Below are 16,967 nucleotides of genomic sequence, written 5' to 3' on the forward strand. Positions count from 1 at the left end.
AGCGGAAGCCCTCCGCCCTCAGGTCAGAAGCATCACCATGACCATGCCCCAGATCGTCAGCAGCGTATTGCCGACTGCATAGGTGACGGTGTAACCGAGGCCCGGCACCTGGCTCTTCGCGGCATCGCAGATCATTCCGAGCGCGGCGGTCGTCGTGCGCGCGCCCGCGCAGATGCCGAGCAGGATCGCGGGATGGAACTTGAACACGTACTTGGCGATGTACATGCCGATGATGAGCGGCACCGACGACGCGAAAATGCCCCATAAAAACAGGCTCACGCCGAGCTTTTGCAGCCCCGCGACGAAGCCCGGTCCCGCCGAGATGCCGACCACCGCGATGAACACATTCAGCCCGACCGAGTTCATGAACCAGATCGTCGGCGACGGAATGCGGCCGAACGTCGGATGGATCGCGCGCAGCCAGCCGAACACGATGCCCGCGATCAGCGCGCCGCCCGCCGTCGACAGCGTGATCGGAATCGCGCCGAAGCGGATGACGACGGCGCCAATCAGCGCGCCCAGCGTGATGGCGAGGCCGACGAACGCCATGTCGGCCGCATCGCTCGGCCGGTCGATGACGCCGACCGCGTTCGCCACCGCGGTCGTATCCTGCGTGCGGCCGACGATCGTCACCGTGTCGCCGCGATACAGCTTCGTGCTCGGCAGCACGGGAATGGGCGTTTCGGTCGCGCCGCGCTTGATCTTGCGGATGAACACGCCACGCGCGCCCGGCGTCTGCGCGAGTTCAGCGAGCGTCCTGCCTTCGATGCGCTTGTTGGTCAGATAGATATCGACGCCTTCGACCGGCACGGCCAGCAGTTCCGCATCGTCCACTTCGGTGGCCGCGCCGCCCAGCAGATCGACGAGTTGCTCGCGCCGCCCGACGATCGCGACGACATCGCCCGGCTGCAGCACGTCGTCGAGCTTCGCTTCCTGGATCGCGCCATTGCGGCGAATGCGCTCGATGAAGAGCCGCGCGCCGCCGGGAAGCATGGCTTCCGCTTGTCCGACCGTCAGGCCGACGGCTCGCCCGTGATCCGCCACGCGATACGCACGCAACGAGAACTGATGCCAGCCCGAACCCGCGCCGTCCAGTTCCGCCGTTCCGCCGCCGAGTTGCTTCTCGTAGTCCTTGCAAGCCGCGACCAGATCGATGTTCAAGAGCTTCGGTCCGAGCATCGCGAGGATCACCGCAGAGCCGATCGTTCCGTAGATGTACGTGACGGCATAAGCAGTGGGCATCGCGTCGAGCAGCGCCTTGGTTTCGTCGGGCGGCAGGCCCAGCCGGTTGATGGCGTCGGTGGCGAGCCCCATCGAGGCTGAAATGGTCTGCGATCCGGCGAAGAGTCCCGCCGCCGAACCGATGTCATAGCCGGCCATTTTTGCGGCGGCATACGGCGCGGCAAGACAAAGCACGCATTGAATGACCGAGAACAGCGCCTGTGGCAAGCCATCTTTCGCAATGCCGCGCACGAATTGCGGACCGACGCCGTAGCCCACGGCAAAAAGGAACATCAGGAAGAAGACCGCCTTGACGTTCGGTGAGATGGTGATGCCCAGCTGCCCGATCGCGATGGCCGCGAGCAGCGTAGCCGTTACAGCGCCCAGACTGAATCCCTTGAAGGTCTTGCCGCCGACCCAGTACCCGATGCCCAGTGACAGAAAGATGGCGATTTCCGGGTAAGCGCGCAGCGTTTGCGTAAGCCACGACATATGCACTCCTTTACGCGAGGATCCTCGCGACCGTTACGTGCCTCGTGAGCACGAAAGAAACGAAGGAAACGAGCGGGCTGACAGACGCGATGCCATCGGTGCCGACGGGCTTGGCGTGTCAAGGAATTGTCGAAGATGCGTTGGATCGTTCATGAAACGAACCCGGCGTGCACGGTTGAGCGTATCGGCGTCGATGCTTCGCATGTTCTTATGCGACGCATTCAGCAGACTGGAAGTCATCAATACACTACTTTCAGGGCGCGGTAGAGCCGAAATTCGATAATTTCAATACGCGTTTATATAGGCGAAATCGTTGCGATATTCGGTCTTGTTTTGATTCGGATGACGAACTATTTGCACCAAAAAAACAGCGGCCGAAGCCGCTGATTTTTACTTACTCCGCCGTTTCGAGCAGCGGATAATCCGTATAACCTTCCGCTCCGGGCGCGTAGAACGTGGACGTGTCCGGATCATTCCATTGGGCATCCAGTTCGAGGCGGCGCACGAGGTCCGCATTGGCGATGAACGGCTTGCCCCATGCCACCGCGTCGGCGTCGCCGCGTGCGATGATCGCTTCGGCGCTTGGCTTCGTGAACTTCTCGTTGGCGATATAAACGCCGCCGAATGCCTTCTTCAACTGCGGTCCGAGGCTATCCGGACCTTCCGCCTCGCGCGCCGCGATGAACGCGATCTTGCGCTTGCCCAGTTCGCGTGCAACATAACCGAAGGTCGCGGCGCGATCGCTGTCGCCCATCGTGTGGGAATCGGCGCGCGGTGCGAGGTGCATGCCGACGCGATCGGCGCCCCACACTTCGATACACGCATCGGTCACTTCGAGCATCAGGCGTGCGCGGTTTTCGATCGGGCCGCCGTACGCATCGGTGCGCCTGTTGGTGCTGTCCTGCAGGAACTGGTCGAGCAGATAGCCGTTCGCGCCGTGCACTTCGACGCCATCGAAGCCCGCGCGCTTCGCGTTTTCCGCGCCCTTGCGATACGCCGCCACGATGCCCGGAATCTCATCCAGTTCGAGTGCGCGCGGCGTGGCATAAGGACGCTGCGGACGCACGAGACTCACGTGACCCTCGGCCGCGATCGCGCTCGGCGCAACGGGCAACTCGCCATTGAGGAAGACCGGATCGGAAATGCGGCCCACGTGCCACAGTTGCAGCACGATCAGACCGCCTGCGTCGTGGACTGCCTTCGTCACGAGTTTCCAGCCTTCGACTTGTTCGTCGGACCAGATGCCGGGGGTATCGGCATAACCGAGACCTTGCGGCGTGACCGACGTAGCCTCGCTGATGATGAGACCCGCCGATGCGCGGTCTGCGTAGTACTGCGCCATGAGCGCGTTCGGCACGCGTTCGACGCCTGCGCGCTGGCGCGTGAGCGGCGCCATGACGATGCGGTTCTTGAGCGACAGCGCGCCCACTTTCAGCGGATCGAAAAGAGTCGGCATAACGGAAGGTGTCCTAATTAAGTTGTAAGGATGCTGTCACCTCGAAGGCGCTTCAGATGTTCAGAGATTCTCCATGGAATCGCGGAACGCCTGAATGACCGCCTCGTCGCGCTTGAAGAACACCCATTGCCCTACGCGCTTGGTGGTGACGAGCCCTGCTTTGTGAAGAGTCGCGAGATGCGCCGAAACGGTGGACTGCGACATGCCGCAGCGCCCATCGATCTGACCCGCGCAGACGCCGTGCGACATCGGCATTTCCTGATTAGGGAAATGCCGTTCCGGCTCCTTCAGCCATTCGAGAATCTCGCGGCGAAGGGGATTGGCGAGGGCCTTGTGAATTGCGTCGATGTCCATTTCGTTGCTCGTGCGTCTGACGGCCGGCACGCGAAGCTGCGCTTACCGAATCGTCTTGATGCGAAGTATATATCGGGATTTTCCGATATGCAAGGAACGGACGATTCGCTCGAACACGGCCGTCTGGTAATCTCCGCGTTTTCCCTGCCGTCATTCGGAACGATCAGCTTATGGATACACCCTTCAACGAACGCGGCGTGACGCTATCGCGCGCCGGCCTGTCGGCTTCGGGCCAGATGATTCCGCTGCGCGAACTGCGCGCCGCGCGGGTCGTGAAGATCGAGCGCAAGAAGCCGCTGCCGGTCGGCCTCGCGGTCATCGGCGTCGTGATGCTGGGCGTGGGTATCGCGACCGGCGCGGGCGCGGCGCTCGTGCTCGGCGTGATGATCGCGGTGGTCGGTTATTTGTCGTGGATCACGCAGGACGTCATCTATCAGTTGATGGTGTCGACATCCGACGGAGAACGCGAGGTGCTCATCACGAAGGATCAGGAATTCGCGGACCGCGTGGCCGCGCTCGTCGGCGAAGCGGTCGCGAAACACGCGCAAACTGCCGCCGCCCGCCCGCAGGCATGATGCAGGGCGCGCGGCGAGCGGGTGTCAGCGCAGGTTCAACGGCTCGACATGCCAGATTTCGCGCGCATACTCCGCAATCGTGCGGTCGGACGAAAATATGCCCATGCCCGCGACGTTCTCGATCGCGCTCTTCGTCCAGGCTTCCTTGTCGCGGAACTTGAGGTCGACTTCGCTTTGCGTCTTGTCGAAGCTGGCGAAGTCGGCGAGCACCATGTAGTGATCGCCCCAATCCACGAGCGTGTGGAAGATGTCGTAGAAGCGATGTGGCTCTTCCGGCGAGAAGTGCCCGAGCCGGATCTGATCCAGTGCGAGCTTGAGTTCCGCGTTCTCCTCGTAAATCTGCCGCGGCCGATACCCCGCCGCGCGCAGCGATTCGATCTCGTCCGTCGTGTTGCCGAAGATGAAGATGTTCTCGCGCCCGACGGCGTCGCATATCTCGATGTTCGCGCCATCCAGCGTGCCGATGGTCAACGCCCCGTTCAGCGCGAGCTTCATGTTGCCGGTGCCGGACGCTTCGGTGCCGGCCATCGAAATCTGCTGTGACAGATCGGCCGCCGGAATGATGAGTTCCGCGACGCTCACGCCATAGTTCGGAATGAAGCCGATCTTCAGCCGGTCGCCGACGAGCGGGTCCGCGTTGATGCGCTTGGCGACATCGTTGATGAGCTTGATGATGTTCTTCGCCATCTTGTACGCCGACGCCGCCTTGCCCGCGAACATCACCACGCGCGGCGTCCAGTCCTGCTCCGGATTCTCGCGGATGCGGTTGTAGCGCACGATCACATACAGGATGTTGAGCAACTGCCGCTTGTATTCGTGGATGCGCTTAACCTGAAGATCGAATAGCGCTTCCGGATTGATGATCGCGTTGGCATCGCGTTTCGCGCGTTCCACGAGACGCAGCTTGTTCGCGAACTTGGCTTCGTGAAACGCCTTGCGGAACTCGGGATCGTCGCGCCATTCGCGCAGCCGGCCGAGTTCGAAGAGATCGGTGCGCCAGCGCGTGCCGAGCCGCTTGTCGATCAGCGAGGACAACGACGGACTCGCCTGCGCAAGCCAGCGTCGCGGCGTGATGCCGTTGGTCACGTTGGTGAAGCGCTCGGGATACATGCGCGCGAAGTCGGAGAAGATGTTCTGCACCATCAGTTGCGAATGCAGCTTCGAGACGCCGTTCACCTTCTGGCTCGCGACGATCGCAAGATGCGCCATCCGCACGCGGCGCTGGCCGAATTCATCGACGAGCGAAATGCGGCGAATCAGTTCGACGTCGCGTCCGAACTTCTCCGTCACCTGCTTGAGGAATTGCGCGTTGATCTCGAAGATGATCTCCAGATGACGCGGCAACAGACGCGCGAGCATTTCGACGTCCCACGTTTCGAGCGCCTCGGGCATCAGCGTGTGATTCGTGTACGAGAACATCTGTTGCACGAGCTTCCACGCCTTGTCCCACGGCACATGATGCGTATCGACGAGCAGGCGCATCAGTTCGGGAATCGCAAGCACGGGGTGCGTATCGTTCAGATGCACCGAGACCTTTTCCGCGAGCCGCCCGAAATGCGTATGCGTGCGCTGATATCGGCGGATCAGGTCCTGCATCGTCGCGGAGACGAAGAAATACTCCTGACGCAGCCGCAGTTCGCGGCCGGCCTGGGTCGAATCGTCCGGATAGAGCAGACGCGACACATGCTCCGACGTGTTCTTCGCTTCCACTGCGCGACGATAATCGCCCTGATTGAACGCGGAGAGATCGAATTCGTCGGTGGCGCGGGCCGACCACAGGCGCAGCGTGTTTGTCGCGGTCGTCGCGTAGCCGGGGATGACCGTGTCGTAGGCCATCGCGTTCACGTGCTCGGTATCGATCCAGTCGGTGCGATCGCCATGCTGCACGGTGCGCCCGCCGAAATGCACGGTGTAGACCACTTCGGGCCGCGGGAACTCCCACGGATTGCCCGCGCGCAGCCAGTAATCGGGCATTTCGACCTGATTACCCTCGACGATCGTCTGCCGGAACATGCCGTATTCGTAACGGATGCCATAGCCGAAGCCGGGCACGCCGACCGTCGCCATCGAATCGAGAAAGCAGGCCGCGAGCCGCCCGAGGCCGCCATTGCCGAGCGCGGCGTCGGGTTCCAGTTCCTCCAGCGTGGCGAGATCGACGCCGAGCGACGCGAGCGCATCACGCACTTCGTCGTGAATGCCGAGCGCAAGGAGCGCATTCGTGAAGGTCCTGCCGATGAGGAACTCCATCGACAGGTAATAGACGCGTTTGACGTCCTGTTCGTACTGCTGCCGCGTGGTGCGCATCCAGCGGGCGACCAGACGGTCACGCACTGCGAGTTCCGCAGCATGCAGCCAGTCACGCGGCTGCGCGGTCGCCGCATCTTTGCCGACGCCGTACATCAGGCGGTTCGAGATGGAGCGCCGCAGCGCATCGACGGTGCTGTTGAGCTGGTCGAATTCCAGGTCGACGGATGTCATCGATACCTCCAGTGTTTGCATCTTAGGTTACGCCACTTTTATTTTTTTTGGTACGACGAGACGCGCGATGGTTCCCCGGCGCGCAACAAATGCGCATCGGTAATTATTATTTCGTCGTCCAAACAGATTTTTTCAAGGCCGCGCCAATGACAGCCATGTGAAAGTTCGAAGCCGTACTCGATGGCAACGCACTCTTTCCGCTCGGTGCGCAATATGCGAGCCAGCGTCCGTTAGACTCGCAGCTTCGCAATCATGCACCGGAACGAGGCTCGCGATGTACAAGAAAGGCGTGGTGATCGAAATCCAGTTTCCGCCCGAGCGTCTCAACGACGCAGCCGGCGATCCGTACTGGATCGATCTCACACTCGACGAAGCGCGCCGCCTTCATGCGCAACTGGCAAGGCGCTTCGCCAGCGAAAGCGACGCCCGCGCGAATCAGCCGCTCGACACCTTCTCGATCGAATAGCACGCTGTGCACGGTTGAACAAGACGAAGGACCCTCTAGCGCGGATACTGCGCGGTTTCCGTTCGCCGCTTTCCGCCAGTGCCGCTCATGTTCTCGTTGCTCACCGCGCCTGTGTTCGTATTCCTCTGGTCGACCGGCTTCATCGTCGCCCGGGCGATCACGCCCTACGTCGATCCCAATCTCTACCTGCTCGCGCGCTTTACCGGGACGGCGGTCCTGTTCGTCGCGCTGGCGCTCATCGCGCGAGTGCGCTGGCCAACGGGCCGCGACGCCCTTCGCCAGATGGTCGCGGGTGCGCTGCTGCAAGGCGTGTACCTCGGCGCAAGCTACTGGGCCGTCGCGCGTGGCCTCGGCGCGGGCGTGATGGCGCTGCTCGGCGCGTTGCAGCCGCTTCTGACCGCCGCTTTCGCCGCGCGTCTTTTCGGCGAAAAACTGTCGGCGCGCGCCTGGAGCGGCCTCGCGCTCGGGCTGGTCGGCGTCGCACTGGTGCTCGCGCCGAGGCTCGCAGGAAGCGCCCCCTCTGCCGCGCATGCGGCCGATACCGCGCCGCAATGGCTCGTGATCACGGTCGCGGTCTTCGCCGTTTTTGCGATCACGGCCGGCACGCTCTATCAGAAGACTTCGCTGGCGAACGCGGACATCCGCAGCGCGAGCGCGCTGCAGAACGCGGGCGCGGCGATCGTCGCGGCGGTGCTGGCCGTATCGCTCGGCGAGCACCGCTTCATAGCCTCGATGACGACGTGGCTCTCGCTCGCGTGGGGCATTGTCATGCTCTCGGGCGTCGCGACGACGCTGCTCGTGTGGATGGTCCGGCGCGGCGACGCATCGCGGGCCACGGCCCTGCTCTTCCTCGCGCCGCCGCTCGCGGCCATCGAAAGCTATGTCGCGTTCGGTGAAACGCTCGGCTCAATCCAGATTGCGGGCTTCGGCGTCGCGCTGGCGGGCGTGCTGCTCGCGAGATCGAAGTGATCAATCCACGTTGTTCGCTGCCGCCGGCACCTGCTGACGCGCGGCTTTTCCCGGCCCGGGCGACCACGCTGGCCGCGTCTTTCGCGCCGTATCGATGACGACCAGATAATGGCCGGCCCACGACGTCGTCTGACGATCGGGCTTCAGCACCCAGATGGATTGCCCTTCGGCGGCGCGCGCTTCGTACTGCGCATCGAGGATGCCGTGATGATCGAAGAACGCGTTGAGCGTCGACGGAATGCGCACGCAACCCTTCGAATGACGCATGCCGAGCACCGGCTCGAGCTTCTCGGGATCGGTGGCGTGCATCTGAAAGCGCATCGGCGAGACGCCGCCCTTGCCCCAGCCGCGTTCGCCCTCGGCCCAGCCGAAGTCGTAGATGCGCATGTCGCGCGCCCCGTAGCCGCGAATCTTGAACTCGTTGAGCGTGCCTTCCGCGCGAAAGTCCATGTTGCCGGGCACGTGCTGGAACACGCCGAGCGGCGTCAGGAAATGATCGTATGAGCCGGGACGTCCCGTCGATACCGGCGATGCGCCAATCATCGACCACGCATCGCCCGGCTTCGCGCGGAAGTAGACGAAAAGCGCCTGCACGTTCTCCGCGCGATCGACGAGCACGACGAACTCGTTCGCGAGATCGCCGTGACCGGTTTCGTCGAGCGCATGCTGGAGCGCGCGGCCATAGGCCTGCTGGTCGGCGGCCGGGATGGTGAGCCGGCGATCGACTTCCTGCGCGAAGGTTTGTCGCATCGCGTAGGCGCCTTTGGGCGCGAGGCCCGATCGCTGCGCGGCGTTCGGTTCCGGCGCTTCGGGCGGAAGCGGCACTTCCGGCGCGGCGGCTTCGGATGCGGCGGCTTCGGATGCCGCGCTCGCTGCCGACGCCGCTTCGGCTGCTGAAGCGGCAGATGCAGCTTCCGACGCCGACGCAGCCGATGCAGCCGACGCCGCCGATGCCGCCGATCCAGCCGGGGCCGCTTGCGGCGCTATCGGCACGGGCATCGCGGGGAGCGCCCGCGCCGGTGCGCTTGCTGCGTGCGGCGCACTGGCGACATGCGGCAGCGGAGGCGCGGGCGGCATCGCGACGCGCCCTTGCGCGACCGTCGCCGGCGCCGACGCCGCCTGCTGCGCCTGTGCCGTCATCAGACAGAAGACCGCGAGCGCCGCAACCCCGATTTTTCGCGCGCCGAATGGCGTCTTGTTGTTTCCTGCGTGCTGCATTGATTGATCCGCTTGACCTTCAGACGACGGGCGACCGCGATGATCGTCCGCTTCGAACGATGAACCTTGGATGCGTCCACCGGAAGCTGATTCAAGCAAGCTTCGTTCCGCCGCAGTGCAGGCGGCTCAGAGACCGTTGCACGACATGCTGGAAAGATTCGGGTATGCGTTCGGCCAATCCCCGGCCATCGCGGATTGCGCGGCTTTGAGCGTGATGTCCCCCGTGCAGACGCAGCGCTTGAGATACACCGCGAGCCGTTCCTTGCGACGCTGGCCGGCGCGGCCTTCCCAACGCCGCAGATCGAGATTGGCGGCTGCGTTCGGCGAGCCGCCGAGAATCACCGGCATGCGGTGATCGAGCGCATATTCCGAACCGAACGATGCATCGACGCCACGCTGTTTCAGCAGCCGGTCCTTCTGGCGCATCTGCATCTCGAAGGACGGCAGCACGCGATCGACATAGCCCGGCACGCATATCGTATCGACGATGGTGGATTGCGTGACGCGCGCATCGAGCCAGTCCGCTCGCTGCGCGCGAGCCGTGCCGCCGCCGAACACCGCGACGAGCGCAATGACCGCCGACAATGCCGCTCGACCGGCGCGGCGGCGATCAACGCTGCGCTGAATGACGGATGTGTCGCTTCGATTCATGCCTCGATGAAATTGGTCAGGCGGATGCGCGGCCATCGCACGGCCGCGAGTTCTTGAGACGAACGGTGATTCAATTAGAACACACGATCGCGGGGGCGCGAGCCACGCGCTTCAGACCGACAAGCGTGCGACTGCGGCATCCAGCGCCGCTTCGAGTGCGCGGGCCTCGCGGGCGAAGGCTGCGAATGCCACGTCGATATTTGCGTCGTCTTCGCCGTTGCGGTCCTCGTCGATGGCGCGTTCGCAGTTGCGCTGAAGCACGACGCAGGCCTGCATGAAGGGCGTTGCGCCGATGACCGCCGCCGCGCCTTTCATCCGATGCGCGATATCGCGCAGCAGTGCGTAGTCGCAGGCGTCCATCGCGGCGCGGGCGTCGTCGATGTCCTGGGCGTTCGCGGATCGCAGGGTATCGATGAGCGTAGCGGCCTGATCGCCGAAAGCGCCCAGCGTGGCTTGATCGAAGACGGGGGCGCGGTGCGCGGGCGTTGACGGTGGTGTCGGCGTGTCTTGCGAATCTTGCGTGTTCCGCACGGCAATCCCGCCCCCCGCCCCCACGACCGACAACACCGCATCCTTCAACTCATCGAGCGCGATCGGCTTGACGAGGCACATCGTCATCCCCGCCGCCACGGCCCGCGACGCCGCCTCCGGCAGCGCATTCGCCGTCAGCCCGATGATCGGCATTCCCCCCGCGCCCGGCGCTTGCGCCGCTTCTTCCGTGCGGATCGCCTGCGCGAGCTCTTCGCCGCTCATGCCCGGCATCGAACAATCGGTGACGATCACGTCGAACGCGCCGGGATCGCTGCGCCAGCGTGCCAGCGCACTGCGCCCGTCGGCTTCGCAATGCGTGGCGCCGCCCAGGAGCCTGATTTGTCCATCGAGCACGATGCGGTTCGCTGGATGATCGTCGACGATCAGCACGCGCACGCCTGCCAGCGCGCGGTGCACGTCGGCCACCGCCTCGCGCGGCGCGATCGCTTCGGCGTGCTCCGCTTGCGCCGCCGGAAACGCGACGCGCACCGTGAGCCGCGTGCCCTTCCCCGGCTCGCTCGACAGCTCGATGTTGCCGCCCATCATGTCGACGAGCCGCTTGCAGATGGTCAGCCCGAGCCCCGTGCCGCCGAAGTGCCGCGCGCCGCCGTCGTGGGCCTGCACGAACGGCGTGAAAAGCGACGCCTGCCGTTCCGGCGGAATGCCGATGCCCGTATCCGCCACCGCGAGCGTCAACGCGCGCATGCCGTCGCGCGGCGGAGCGACGGCGTAGGTGAGCGTCACCGCGCCGCGATCCGTGAACTTGATCGCGTTCGACAGCAGATTGCCGACGATCTGCCGCAAGCGCTGTCCATCGGCCAATATCCACGCGGGACCGGCGTCGCCGTCACGCTGCACGACGAGCGCGATGCCCTTCGCGCGCGCAGCCGGCTCGTAGATCGACGCGACGCTCGCGATCCACGCCTCGATATCCATCGGCGCGGGCACGAGCACGAGGCGCTCGGCTTCGATCTTCGCGATATCGAGCAGATCGTCGATCATGCCGAGCAGATCGCACGCGGCGTGATGCGCGGTCCGGAGCGAGCGCTTCGTCGCGGCGGCTTCGCCCGGCGCGCGCAGTTCAAGTTCGAGCAGGCCCAGCACGGCATTCATCGGCGTGCGGATTTCATGGCTCATCGTTGCGAGAAAAGTCGACTTGGCGCGGTTCGCCGTTTCGGCTTCCTCCTTCGCGGCGCGCATCGCGTTTTCGGCGGCGATCCGTCGCGTGATTTGCACGCGCAGCGACACCGCCCATCCGGCGAGCAGGATCACGAGCGCCCCGCCGAGCGACGCAGCGAGTTCGATCTGCGGCAGCCGGCGCTCCCACAATGCTTCGGGATGCTCATCGAGTTTCCAGCGCGCGTGGATCGCTTCGAGTTCGTAGGGCGGCAGCACGGCGATCGCGCGGTTCAGGATGCCTAGCAACACGGGCTGATCGCGAGCGACGAGCAGCACATGCGGCGACGGCCTCGCCGACAGCACACCGCTAATCGCGAGCTTGCCGCGATAAGGATTGCCGATCGCATAGCTCGCGAGCTTCATGTCCATGATCGTCGCGTCGGCCTGGCCGTTCGCGACGGCTTGCAACTGCCCCTCGATCGGGCTCGTCTGGACGACGCGCGTCGTCGGCGCGAGCTGGCGCATCAGCAGCCGCGCCGGATACTCCGATGGCAACGCAAGGCGCTTGCCCGCGAGCGCGGCGGCGCCGTGCAGCGGCGGGGCGTCCGCCCGCGTGACGATGGCGATCAGCCCGTCGCCGAACGGCACGGTCGGCACGAGGTTGCGGTCGGCGTAGCTGCGCGCCATGACAAACGGCAGGAGCACGGACGCGCCGCTTCGAAGGTCGCGGTCGATCTGCGCGGCGTCCTTGCGCATGCGTCCTTCGAAGCGCAGCCCCGAAACGCCCGATATCGCCGCGAGCAGATCGGGCACCAGGCCGGCGGGCGCGCCTTGCGCGTCGCGAAAGATCAGCGGCGGCGCGTGCGCGAACATCGAGTAATAGACGATCGGATGCGTCGCGACCCACGCCTTCTCCTCGGGCGTCAGTTGCAGCGGATGTTCGGCCGATATCGCGGTCATCGCGGCATCCCAGCGCGCCCGCGCGACGATCATCACACGCGGCGGCAGCGAGGCCAGCGCGGCATCGACACGCTGACGCAATGCATCCGCGCCGGACCGCCCCGACGCGAACACGAAGCTGTAGCCGCCTTCTTCGAAGGGCGCGGCGCCGGCGACGACGAGTCCCGGGAGATCGAGGTGTCCGATCGCGTATGCGACGGTGGTCATGTCCCCGACGAAAAGGTCGGCTTCACCGAGCGATACCGCCAGCAGCGCCGCGACGGTGCCGGAATACGCGGCGGGCGCCATCGACGGATAGGCGGCCTGAAGCCGCGCCCGCGAGGTCTGCGCATCCACGTATGCGATGCGATATGTCGGCGCGCGCTTTTCGAGGGGCTCGACGAGCACCATTTGCGTCGGCATATAGGGGCGCGAAAGCGCGAGCGCGGGGCCGCTGTCCTCGCCGGTCGCGCCGGTGGCCGCGTCGATTTCGCCGCGTGCGAGCGCGCCGATCAGCGCGGTGCGATCTTGATAGAACCGCCATTGCAGCTGCATGCCGAGCGAACCCGCGACCGCTTGGGCGAACTCGACGGAGATGCCGCGCGGCTCCGCGTTCGGACTGGTCACGATATCCGCCATGTCGAACGGCGGGACCATGCCGGGCACCGCGCCGATCACGAGACGCTGCGGCGCGTGCGCCTGCGTGCCCGCGGCCGTGGCCGCCGAGCAGAGGAACAGCCACGCGATCATCGACAGGCAGCGCAACAAGCGCGAGAGACGCCCGACGCATCCGGGCTTTGCTGAATTGAGCAACGCTGCACCCCTCGTTCGGGCGGTGCAGCTAGTGTGTCAGAAACGGATGGGCGCGCCAATCGGACACGACGGCGCGCCTTTCACGACTCGTTGCAGGCAGCGAAACGCGCGCCGCTACTGCTCGGCGTTCGCGGGCGAAAGCGCCGCGCCGATCTTGTCCGCCGTCGTCTTCTGCAACATGATGATGCGGTTCATCGCGGCATGATTCGACGTCGCCTCCTGGTACATCTTCGCGAGGTCGGCTTTCAGTTTCGTGCGTGAGCCGCCGTCGAGATAGACCATGTGCCCCGACGGATAGAACGTCGCCGAGAGGTTCTGCCGCACGGTCTTGTCGATGAGCGGCATCTGCTGAAGGTCGAGGATCGTCTGGTAGAACGGCGTCACGAAGTCGTACATGCCGTTCGCGGCGAGCACCTTCAGATCGACGTTGAGCGCCATCACCGCGGCCAGATCGCCCGCCGTGTAGAGCACGATGTCGCCCTTGGAATCGACGCCCTTCTCCGCGCCGGTCGGATCGGTGTGCTTGAAATCCCAGTTGACGAACGCCTGATCGTTGAGATCCGTGAACGACGAAGTCGACGTGAACTTCAACTGCTCGTTGAGATAGCTGTTCCACATCGACGTGTAGACGCCGCTCACCGCCGTCATGGTCGGGTCGTTGCCGCCCGAGTTCGGATCGATCTTGCCCGCGATGCCCGTCGATATCGCCGTCACGCGGCCGTCGTAGGAACCGAGCGCCTCGCCCTTCGGCTTCAGCAGCGTCGTCAGAAAAAGCGAGTTGCCCCGGCTGTCGTAAGCGGCGATATCGAGGCTCCACGCAAGCAGCGTCACCTTGTCGATGCCCGTGAACTCCGCGAGCTTTTCGACCACTTCATCGTCCGTCTGCGGGAACTTGCGCAGCGCGTTCAGGTAATCCGTGCGCGCGAATTCCGCCACTTCCTCCATGAAGTTGAGCAGATTCGGCGGCGTCGGATGCACGCCGAGCTTCTTGTGATACCACGCATCGGCGGCGGCGGTCGGCAGCGCGCCGACGGGATTGCCCGCCTGCGCGTAATCGAGAATCGACGATTGCAGCGTGATGCCGTTCAGATCGACGCCATCCTCGTGCAGCCGGTACGCGAGCACGCAACTGCGCGCGGTGCCATACGACTCCCCGAACAGGAACTTCGGCGAATTCCAGCGATTGTTCTTCGTCAGATACCGCTTGATGAACTGCTTGATGGAATCCGCGTCCTGATCGACGCCCCAGAAATCGCGATTCTTGTTCGGCGCGATCGCAGCCGAATAACCCGTGCCGACGGGATTGATGAAGATCAGGTCGCTCTTGTCCAGCAGGCTGTCCGGGTTGTCTTCCATCTCGTACGGCGCGGGCGGCGTGAAGCCCGGCATCGAGGTCTTGATGCGGCGCGGCGCGAACGAGCCGAGCAGCACGAATACCGACGATGAGCCCGGCCCGCCGTTATAGAAGAACGTGAGCGGGCGCGCTTCCTCCTTCGCGCCGTCCTTCGTGAACGCGACATAGAACATCTTCGCGTCGGGCTTCGAACTGCTCGGATCGACCGTCACGAGATGGCCGACGGTCGCCGTGTACGCGATCTTCTCGCCGCCGACCGTCACCGTGTGGTGCGTGATCGCGGCGTTTTCGTCGGCTTCGCCCGGGTCGATGGAATCGTCGGGGCCGTTGCCGTACGCGACGGAATCGAAATACGGCTGGTCCTGCCGATGCTTCTTCCCCGCGCTTTTCGCGGGGGCCTTCGCTGCATGCTCCTCTGCCGCAGGCGGCTGCTTGATGCCGCCCGGGTCGGGCGCGACGCCAGTTCCCGTGGCGGGAATGCGCTTCATTTCCAGTGGATCGGAGTTCATCGTGGTCGCTCCCGAATCGTCGTCGTGGTTGTTGTTCACTGACTTTCCTCAACTTGTGCTTGCCGGGCCGGCGCAAGCGCCGCGGCGATCTTCGCGCCGTCCGGACTGCCAAGCCCCGTGCAGGCGTCCCATCCCGGCGCCGCGGCAAAGCCGCCGTTGTTGCCTTCGGTGATGTCGCGGCACACGGCCTTCGCCTTGTAGAGCTTCGGATTGACGAAGCCCGACGGCGAGCCGTGAATCGCGTTGATGCGCGCGATCAGCGCGGCCCACAGCGGCGCGACGGCGCTCGTGCCGCCGACGACCGTATCGTCGCCATCGATCAGCACTTCATAGCCGGTGAGCGGCGATGCGTCGCCAGCCACATCGGGCACGCCGCGTTTGCTCAACGCGACCTTTCGGCCACCGGCCCGCGCGACCTGCAAGCCCTTCTGCCACACGGGCAGCGCGAACGCGCCGCTCACTCCGCCGCCGCCCGCGCCGCCCTGATCGCCGTCGTTCCAGACGACTTCGTGCGTGATGCCGTGCGCCGTGGCGGCGACGCTCGTGCCGCCGCAGCCGAGCACGTACGGACTGGATGCCGGGAAGTCGACGTGATCGGCGTCATCGCCGACGCCGTCCGACGAGCCGCTGTCGCCCGACGCCGCGCACACCGTCACGCCGAGCGCAGCCGCGCTTTGCAGCACGTCGTTGAACGCGCTCATCGACTGCGACGACCAGTTCGATTCCGCCCCGCCCCAGCTGATCGAAACGACCGACGGCTTGTTCCTGTTGTCGTGGATCGCGCGATTAACAGCGTCGACGAAACCGGCGTCGCTGTTCGGCGCGAAGTACACGGCGATGCGCGCGCCCGGCGCCACCGCGCCCGCGATTTCGATGTCGAGCGTCACTTCGCCGTCCGGACCGTTCGGATTGCCGGTCGGCGCATTCTTCGCGCGGTCCACGCCAATTGCGACGACGGTCGGCGCCTTGACGCCGAGCTTCGAGAAGTACGCCGAAAGATCGCTCTCGCGATAGCCGCCGCCCAGTTCGATGATGGCGATGCACTCGCCCGCGCCGTCGCTTTCGGGGAAGTCGTAGAGACGCGCGAGATCGACCGGCGAAAACGAGGTCTGGGCCACCGCGCGCAACGGCGTGAACGGCGGACGGAAGCGGAAATGCGGCCGCGCCTGCGGCTTGCTGTCGAGGCCGAGCACGGCGGTGACGGCGTCGTGGATATCGTCCGGCACGTTGACCGGACCCGCGCGCCCGCGATACTCGCCGATGTTGTGATGCTGAAAGCGTTCGAGTTTCACATCGAAAGCCTTCTGAAACGCTTCGATGCTGCCCTTGAGCACGACGCTGCGCGTGCCGGGTTCCGCGCGCACGACCGAGAGGCCGTATTGCGCGGCGAACTGCGTGACCTTCTTCACGTCTTCATCCGATGCGCCGAAGCGCTTGTCGAAATCCTCGCGCGAGACGGGTTGCGCGGGGGCCTCGCCCGCGTCGATGCGCGCCATCATCTGGCGAAAGCCTTCGGCGTCCTTGCGCCGCAGCATCACGACGACTTCGATCTGTTCGCCGGGATCGCAATCGCCGATGCACTTCGCGCCTTCGGGATGAATTTTGTCCGTGCCGCTCACCGGTTGCTTCGCCATGGTATCGATGCTCCTTGCAGGCTATTCAGAGGTTCCCGATCCTGTCGCTTGTCGCGCATCCGGCGCGCGCTTCGCGCATTCTTTCGTTGCGCGACGCACGCTGCTTATCGTCTTATTTTCCTGAGGCGAATGCAATCGCCGGGACCGTGTGATGAAGCATGCCGCTGTCTCGAGACAATGCGTGTCCC

General features: G+C 64.8%; 12 protein-coding genes. 3 read left to right on the top strand and 9 right to left on the bottom strand.

Going from position 1 to position 16,967, the window contains the following annotated elements; genetic code table 11:
- Positions 1-18: 18 nt before the first annotated feature.
- From aspT to LDZ21_RS18065, 3 genes are all read right to left on the bottom strand, one after another.
- Positions 19-1,713, bottom strand: a complete 1,695-nt coding sequence (gene aspT / locus LDZ21_RS18055) for an aspartate-alanine antiporter (protein WP_244795133.1) — start codon at positions 1,711-1,713, stop codon at positions 19-21.
- A 394-nt stretch (positions 1,714-2,107) separates the two neighbouring features.
- Positions 2,108-3,169 carry an alkene reductase gene (locus LDZ21_RS18060; RefSeq protein ID WP_244795134.1) on the bottom strand — a complete coding sequence of 354 codons (1,062 nt, stop codon included), beginning with the start codon at positions 3,167-3,169 and terminating at the stop codon, positions 2,108-2,110.
- A gap of 60 nt (positions 3,170-3,229) precedes the next feature.
- Complete coding sequence (locus LDZ21_RS18065; protein WP_244795135.1) at positions 3,230-3,523, bottom strand: ArsR/SmtB family transcription factor; 294 nt, start codon at positions 3,521-3,523, stop codon at positions 3,230-3,232.
- A 170-nt stretch (positions 3,524-3,693) separates the two neighbouring features.
- On the opposite strand from LDZ21_RS18065, the gene LDZ21_RS18070 reads away from it, so the two are divergent.
- Positions 3,694-4,098: a DUF6232 family protein gene (locus tag LDZ21_RS18070; protein ID WP_244795136.1), complete on the top strand. Its 405-nt coding sequence runs from the start codon at positions 3,694-3,696 to the stop codon at positions 4,096-4,098.
- Between the two features lie 24 nt (positions 4,099-4,122).
- Here LDZ21_RS18070 and LDZ21_RS18075 read toward each other — a convergent pair whose 3' ends face one another.
- Positions 4,123-6,576 carry a glycogen/starch/alpha-glucan phosphorylase gene (locus LDZ21_RS18075; RefSeq protein ID WP_244795137.1) on the bottom strand — a complete coding sequence of 818 codons (2,454 nt, stop codon included), beginning with the start codon at positions 6,574-6,576 and terminating at the stop codon, positions 4,123-4,125.
- Between the two features lie 274 nt (positions 6,577-6,850).
- On the opposite strand from LDZ21_RS18075, the gene LDZ21_RS18080 reads away from it, so the two are divergent.
- On the top strand, positions 6,851-7,042 hold the full coding sequence (locus LDZ21_RS18080) for a hypothetical protein (protein ID WP_035968909.1): 192 nt from the start codon (positions 6,851-6,853) through the stop codon (positions 7,040-7,042).
- Positions 7,043-7,129: 87 nt separating this feature from the next.
- Positions 7,130-8,011, top strand: a complete 882-nt coding sequence (locus LDZ21_RS18085) for a DMT family transporter (RefSeq protein ID WP_244795138.1) — start codon at positions 7,130-7,132, stop codon at positions 8,009-8,011.
- Here the strand turns inward: LDZ21_RS18085 and LDZ21_RS18090 are convergent, their stop codons facing one another.
- The 5 genes from LDZ21_RS18090 to LDZ21_RS18110 all read right to left on the bottom strand — a co-directional run bounded on the left by LDZ21_RS18090 (position 8,012) and on the right by LDZ21_RS18110 (position 16,779).
- A complete protein-coding gene (locus LDZ21_RS18090) occupies positions 8,012-9,229 on the bottom strand; it encodes a L,D-transpeptidase (protein ID WP_244795139.1) in 1,218 nt (405 codons plus the stop codon).
- 126 nt (positions 9,230-9,355) lie between these two features.
- The gene (locus LDZ21_RS18095) at positions 9,356-9,880 is read right to left on the bottom strand and encodes a hypothetical protein (protein WP_244795140.1); all 525 of its coding nucleotides are present in this window, start codon (positions 9,878-9,880) and stop codon (positions 9,356-9,358) included.
- Positions 9,881-9,991: 111 nt separating this feature from the next.
- Positions 9,992-13,282, bottom strand: coding sequence for an ATP-binding protein (locus LDZ21_RS18100; protein WP_244795141.1), 3,291 nt, complete (start codon positions 13,280-13,282; stop codon positions 9,992-9,994).
- 114 nt (positions 13,283-13,396) lie between these two features.
- Positions 13,397-15,124 (bottom strand): S10 family peptidase, encoded by a 1,728-nt coding sequence (locus LDZ21_RS18105; RefSeq protein ID WP_404981076.1) that lies wholly within the window; start codon positions 15,122-15,124, stop codon positions 13,397-13,399.
- Between the two features lie 56 nt (positions 15,125-15,180).
- The gene (locus tag LDZ21_RS18110) at positions 15,181-16,779 is read right to left on the bottom strand and encodes a S53 family peptidase (RefSeq protein WP_244795143.1); all 1,599 of its coding nucleotides are present in this window, start codon (positions 16,777-16,779) and stop codon (positions 15,181-15,183) included.
- Between the last annotated feature and the right edge of the window lie 188 nt (positions 16,780-16,967).

The organism is Caballeronia grimmiae, assembly GCF_022879615.1.
GTDB classification, from domain to species: domain Bacteria; phylum Pseudomonadota; class Gammaproteobacteria; order Burkholderiales; family Burkholderiaceae; genus Caballeronia; species Caballeronia grimmiae.

What these genes read in the sequence shown, in the direction of transcription:
- aspT (WP_244795133.1), bottom strand. Translation starts at nt 1,713, where the DNA reads ATGTCGTGGCTTACGCAAACGCTGCGCGCTTACCCGGAAATCGCCATC.
- LDZ21_RS18060 (WP_244795134.1), bottom strand. Translation starts at nt 3,169, where the DNA reads ATGCCGACTCTTTTCGATCCGCTGAAAGTGGGCGCGCTGTCGCTCAAG.
- LDZ21_RS18065 (WP_244795135.1), bottom strand. Translation starts at nt 3,523, where the DNA reads ATGGACATCGACGCAATTCACAAGGCCCTCGCCAATCCCCTTCGCCGC.
- LDZ21_RS18070 (WP_244795136.1), top strand. Translation starts at nt 3,694, where the DNA reads ATGGATACACCCTTCAACGAACGCGGCGTGACGCTATCGCGCGCCGGC.
- LDZ21_RS18075 (WP_244795137.1), bottom strand. Translation starts at nt 6,576, where the DNA reads ATGACATCCGTCGACCTGGAATTCGACCAGCTCAACAGCACCGTCGAT.
- LDZ21_RS18080 (WP_035968909.1), top strand. Translation starts at nt 6,851, where the DNA reads ATGTACAAGAAAGGCGTGGTGATCGAAATCCAGTTTCCGCCCGAGCGT.
- LDZ21_RS18085 (WP_244795138.1), top strand. Translation starts at nt 7,130, where the DNA reads ATGTTCTCGTTGCTCACCGCGCCTGTGTTCGTATTCCTCTGGTCGACC.
- LDZ21_RS18090 (WP_244795139.1), bottom strand. Translation starts at nt 9,229, where the DNA reads ATGCAGCACGCAGGAAACAACAAGACGCCATTCGGCGCGCGAAAAATC.
- LDZ21_RS18095 (WP_244795140.1), bottom strand. Translation starts at nt 9,880, where the DNA reads ATGAATCGAAGCGACACATCCGTCATTCAGCGCAGCGTTGATCGCCGC.
- LDZ21_RS18105 (WP_404981076.1), bottom strand. Translation starts at nt 15,124, where the DNA reads ATGAAGCGCATTCCCGCCACGGGAACTGGCGTCGCGCCCGACCCGGGC.
- LDZ21_RS18110 (WP_244795143.1), bottom strand. Translation starts at nt 16,779, where the DNA reads ATGGCGAAGCAACCGGTGAGCGGCACGGACAAAATTCATCCCGAAGGC.